The sequence below is a fragment of the Phenylobacterium sp. genome (genome assembly GCF_030697305.1).
Taxonomy (GTDB): domain Bacteria; phylum Pseudomonadota; class Alphaproteobacteria; order Caulobacterales; family Caulobacteraceae; genus Phenylobacterium.
Genome location: NZ_JAUYQL010000075.1, coordinates 1 through 4,706, shown reverse-complemented (window position 1 = coordinate 4,706; position 4,706 = coordinate 1). Strand labels below are relative to the sequence as shown.

The window sequence follows — 4,706 nt, the reverse complement described above, 5'->3', positions numbered from 1 at the left end:
GAACCCCTCATCCCCGGAAGCGACAGCTGATGTCCAACGACCTTCGACTCGATGAGTTCGCCCCCTCCGACTCCCCGATGATGGATCTGGGCCTGGAGATGGAAGACAAGACCGCCACCGATCTGGCGCCCGTCTTCGATGTGCCGGTCTCGATCTCCGCTGTGCTCGGACGCGCCACCATGTCGGTGGCCCAGCTGCTTCAGCTTCAGTCCGGGAGCGTCCTGGATCTGGACCGCAAGGTGGGCGAGGCCATCGACATCTACGTCAACAACCGCCTGGTCGCCCGGGGCGAGGTCGTCATCGTTGACGAGCGCCTGGGCGTGACCATGACGGAAATCATCAAGGACGGCGACTCCCAGGGCTAAGGCCCTAGGCGTCTGAGGAGATAGTGTAATGCGGCTTTTGGTCGTCGGAAAACTGAACGGACAGCTGTCCAACGCCGTGAAAATGGCGATGACGGCGGGCGCCAAGGTGAGCCACGTCGAGACCATCGAGGCGGCGACTCACGCCCTGCGGGCGGGGCAAGGCGCCGACCTGCTGCTGGTCGATTACGATCTCGACATCGCCGCCTTGATCGCGGCGAACGAGAACGAACGCATTCGGGTGCCGGTCGTCGCCTGCGGCGTCGATCCCGACGCCCAGAAGGCGGGCGACGCCATTCGCGCGGGGGCCAAGGAATTCATCCCGCTGCCGCCGGACGCCGAGATGATCGCCGCCGTTCTGGCCGCCGTCTCCGACGACAACAAGCCGATGGTGGTGCGTGACACCGGCATGCAGGCGGTGATCGCCCTGGCCGACCAGGTCGCGCCCTCCGAGGCCTCCATCCTGATCACCGGCGAAAGCGGCTCGGGCAAGGAAGTCATCGCCCGCTACGTCCACCAGAAGTCGCGCCGCGCCAAGCAGGTCTTCATCTCGGTCAACTGCGCGGCGATCCCCGAGAACCTGCTGGAAAGCGAACTGTTCGGCCATGAGAAGGGCGCCTTCACCGGCGCCGTCGCCCGGCGGATCGGCAAGTTCGAAGAAGCCAACGGCGGCACCCTGCTGCTCGACGAAATCTCGGAAATGGACGCGCGCCTGCAGGCCAAGCTGCTGCGCGCCATCCAGGAGCGGGAGATTGACCGGGTCGGCGGCTCCAAGCCCGTGAAGGTCGACATCCGCATTCTGGCGACGTCCAACCGCGACCTGGCCCAGGCTGTGAAGGACGGGACGTTCCGCGAGGACCTGCTCTACCGCCTCAACGTCGTTAACCTGCGCCTGCCGCCGCTGCGCGAACGGCCGGGCGACGTCGTGGCCCTGGCCGAGCATTTCGTCCGCAAATACGCCAAGGCCAACGGCACGCTGGAACGCCCGCTCTCGGCCGAGGCCAAGCGCCGCCTGGCCGCCCACCGCTGGCCGGGCAACGTCCGCGAACTTGAGAACGCCATGCACCGCGCTGTGCTGCTGGCGATCGGTCCGGAGATCGAGGAGAGCGCCATCCGCCTACCGGACGGCCAGCCCCTCGCCGCCCCTGACCCTGCCGTGCGCACCGCCCAGACCGCGGCCGGCGCCGCCGAGGCGGTCACCCGGGCCTTTGTCGGCCAGACCGTGGCAGACATGGAGCAGCAGCTGATCCTCGACACCTTGTCCCACTGCCTGGGCAACCGAACCCACGCCGCCAACATCCTGGGCATCTCGATCCGGACGCTCCGCAACAAGCTGAAGGAATACAACGAGGCCGGCGTTTCGGTGCCCGCCCCGCAGATGGGGGCCAGCGCGGCCTAGACGAGCTGCTCTCCCCTGGGGAGAGATCGGTTGAGGGGGGCGACGACGCTGCTCGACTCATCCAAAACGATCATGAAGCGGCGGTTCGCGCCGTGCTCGCCGAACGCGAGCGCCCCTCACCCCAACCTCTCCCCCTGAAGGGGTAGAGGCGGAGACCGAAGATGTCGGACTCGACACTCTCATCATCGGACCGCCCCAGCCCCCGCGAGATGCTCGGGTGGTTGATGAAGGGCGAGGTGGCGCTGGCGATGGGCGTCATCGGCGTCGTCCTGCTGCTCATCCTGCCGATCCCGCCCTTCATGCTGGATCTGCTGCTGTCGATCTCGATCACGTCGTCAGTCCTGATCCTGATGACCTCGCTGCTGATCCGTCGGCCGCTGGAGTTCACGGCGTTCCCGACCGTCCTGCTGGTCACCACCCTGTTCCGGCTGGGGCTGAATATCGCCTCGACCCGGCTGATCCTCGGTCACGGCCACGAAGGCGCGCACGGCGCCGGCAAGATCATCGAGGGCTTCGGCAACCTGATGATGGGGGGCAACTTCGTCATCGGGGTAATCGTGTTCGCCATCCTGGTGATCGTGAACTTCGTCGTCATCACCAAGGGTTCGGGCCGGATCGCCGAAGTCGCCGCCCGCTTCACGCTGGACTCGATGCCCGGCAAGCAAATGGCCATCGACGCCGACCTGTCGGCCGGCCTGATCGAGGAAGAAGAAGCCAAGCGCCGCCGCAAGGAACTTGAGCAGGAAAGCACCTTCTTCGGGGCCATGGACGGCGCCTCCAAATTCGTACGCGGCGACGCCGTCGCCGGCCTGATCATCGTCGGCGTCAACATCGTCGGCGGCATCCTGATCGGGGTGCTGCAGCACAAGATCCCGCTGGGCCAGGCGGCGGCCACCTACACCATCATGACCATCGGCGACGGCCTGGTCAGCCAGGTGCCGGCGCTGGTGATCTCCATCGCCGCGGGCTTTCTGGTTTCGAAGGCCGGCGTCGAAGGTTCGGCTGACAAGGCCCTGGTTATGCAGCTGGCCATGAACCCGATCGCGCTGGGCATGGTCGCCGCGGCCTCGGGCGTCATCGCGCTGATCCCCGGCATGCCGATCCTGCCCTTCGCCGCTCTGTCGATCGGCGCGGGCGCGCTGGCGTGGCGCCGGTCGCAGGACGCGCTGAAGCCGGCCCCGGTGGAGATCGCGCCGCCCCCGCCGGCCGAGCAGGACGAGCCGATCTCCCAGACCCTGGCGATCGACGAGATCAAGATCGAGCTGGGCTATGGCCTGTTGCCGCTGATCAACGACCTGGAGGGCCGCCGCCTCACTGACCAGATCAAGGCGCTGCGCCGCACGCTTGCGGCCGACTTCGGGTTCGTGATGCCGGCGGTGCGCATCCTCGACAACATGCGCCTGCCCACCGAGGGCTATTGCATCCGGATCAAGGAGCTCGAGGCCGGCTCCGGCGAAGTGCGCCTGGGTTCGCTGATGGCCATGGATCCGCGCGGCGGCCAGGTGGACCTGCCCGGCCAGCATGTGCGCGAGCCGGCCTTCGGCCTGCCGGCCACCTGGGTCGACGACGGCCTGCGAGAGGAAGCGACGTTCCGCGGCTACACCATCGTCGATCCGGCCACGGTGCTGACCACGCATCTGACCGAGATCCTCAAGGACAACATGGCCGACCTGTTGTCCTACACCGAGGTGCAAAAGCTGCTGCGCGACCTGCCGGCCGAGCAGAAGAAGTTGGTCGACGACCTGATTCCGTCGACCGTGACGCCGACCACCCTGCAGCGGGTGCTGCAGGCGTTGCTGCGCGAGCGGGTCTCGATCCGCGACCTGGCCGCGATCCTGGAAGGCGTCGGCGAAGCCGCACCGCACACCGCCTCGATCCTGCTGCTGGTCGAACAGGTGCGCTCGCGCCTGGCCCGGCAACTGTCCTTCGCCTATCGCGGCGACGACGGCGCGCTGCCGATCGTCACCATGTCGGCGGAGTGGGAGAACGCCTTCGCCGAGTCGCTGGTCGGTCAGGGCGACGAGCGCCAGTTGGCGCTGGCCCCGTCGCGGCTGCAGGACTACATCCGCTCGGTGCGCGACACCTTCGAGCGCGCGGCGCTGGCGGGAGACTCGCCGGTGCTGCTGACCAGCCCGGTGATCCGCCCCTACGTCCGCTCGATCATCGAGCGGTTCCGCGGCCAGACCCCGGTGATGAGCCAGAACGAGGTGCACCCGCGCGCCCGGCTGAAGACCGTCGGCACGATCTGACGCGTCGCTGAGCGGCGGGAGGACGCTGTGTCGCGGCCACGTTTGCAGCGTTGCGATGAATCCCCCGCGCTGATAGCGGTTTGCCGCAAGGGGCCATGGCGGCCGGAGCGTTGGACAGGCGTATGCGGCGACCACAACGAATCCCCAAGGCGCTCGGACACCCGGTCATCTGGGATTTCCTGACCTTCGAGCGTCTGGTGACCGGCACCCTGGTGCACCTGATCTACTGGGCGGGCTTGGGCATCATCGTGCTGGGCGCGTTCGGCACGGTCGGCGCGGCGGTGGGCGTGGCCCTGCGCGAGGCCAGCATCCTGGGCGTGCTCCTAGCCATTCCGGTGCTGATTGGCGGCCTGCTTGTGATGGGCGCGCTGGCGCTGATCTGGCGCGCGGCGTGCGAATTCTATGTCGCCATCTTCCGCATCAGCGAGGACCTGCACGCCATGCGTCTCGCGGAGGAAGCCGCCGCCCGGCCGGCGTTGCGCCCCGCCGCACCGCGCCCCGAAGCCTGAGGCCTAACCGCGGATCGCGATCAGCGATTTGGTCAGGCCGGCGAACCGCTCGTCCACGTGGCGCGCGTCAGGAAACAGGAAGCTGAACTGCGTCTTGTCGAGCAGCCGCGCGTGCTGCACGTCGCGCATCGCCTGGCCCATGTCCGGCGACCGCTCGGCGAACCCGTGCCGGCGGCGCAGCAGCGAG

General features: G+C 67.8%; 4 protein-coding genes and 1 pseudogene. 4 read left to right on the top strand and 1 reads right to left on the bottom strand.

The annotated features are described in order from the left end of the window. Nucleotides 1–29: 29 nt before the first annotated feature. From fliN to Q8R27_RS08420, 4 genes are all read left to right on the top strand, one after another. Nucleotides 30–365, top strand: a complete 336-nt coding sequence (gene fliN / locus Q8R27_RS08435) for a flagellar motor switch protein FliN (protein WP_370870118.1) — start codon at nt 30–32, stop codon at nt 363–365. A 28-nt stretch (nt 366–393) separates the two neighbouring features. Beyond that, nucleotides 394–1,761 carry a sigma-54-dependent Fis family transcriptional regulator gene (locus Q8R27_RS08430; protein WP_305698597.1) on the top strand — a complete coding sequence of 456 codons (1,368 nt, stop codon included), beginning with the start codon at nt 394–396 and terminating at the stop codon, nt 1,759–1,761. A 161-nt stretch (nt 1,762–1,922) separates the two neighbouring features. Beyond that, entirely contained in the window at nt 1,923–4,010 is a 2,088-nt protein-coding gene (gene flhA / locus Q8R27_RS08425) for a flagellar biosynthesis protein FlhA (protein ID WP_305698596.1), read from the top strand. A 122-nt stretch (nt 4,011–4,132) separates the two neighbouring features. Next, the gene (locus Q8R27_RS08420) at nt 4,133–4,519 is read left to right on the top strand and encodes a DUF4282 domain-containing protein (RefSeq protein ID WP_305698595.1); all 387 of its coding nucleotides are present in this window, start codon (nt 4,133–4,135) and stop codon (nt 4,517–4,519) included. A gap of 3 nt (nt 4,520–4,522) precedes the next feature. On the opposite strand, the pseudogene Q8R27_RS08415 reads toward Q8R27_RS08420, so the two are convergent. Further along, nucleotides 4,523–4,706 (bottom strand): annotated as a pseudogene (locus Q8R27_RS08415) (class I SAM-dependent methyltransferase); the annotation flags it as partial.

Excerpts from the sequence above, each read along its gene's own strand:
- fliN (WP_370870118.1), top strand. The coding sequence starts at position 30 with ATGTCCAACGACCTTCGACTCGATGAGTTCGCCCCCTCCGACTCCCCG.
- Q8R27_RS08430 (WP_305698597.1), top strand. The coding sequence starts at position 394 with ATGCGGCTTTTGGTCGTCGGAAAACTGAACGGACAGCTGTCCAACGCC.
- flhA (WP_305698596.1), top strand. The coding sequence starts at position 1,923 with ATGTCGGACTCGACACTCTCATCATCGGACCGCCCCAGCCCCCGCGAG.
- Q8R27_RS08420 (WP_305698595.1), top strand. The coding sequence starts at position 4,133 with ATGCGGCGACCACAACGAATCCCCAAGGCGCTCGGACACCCGGTCATC.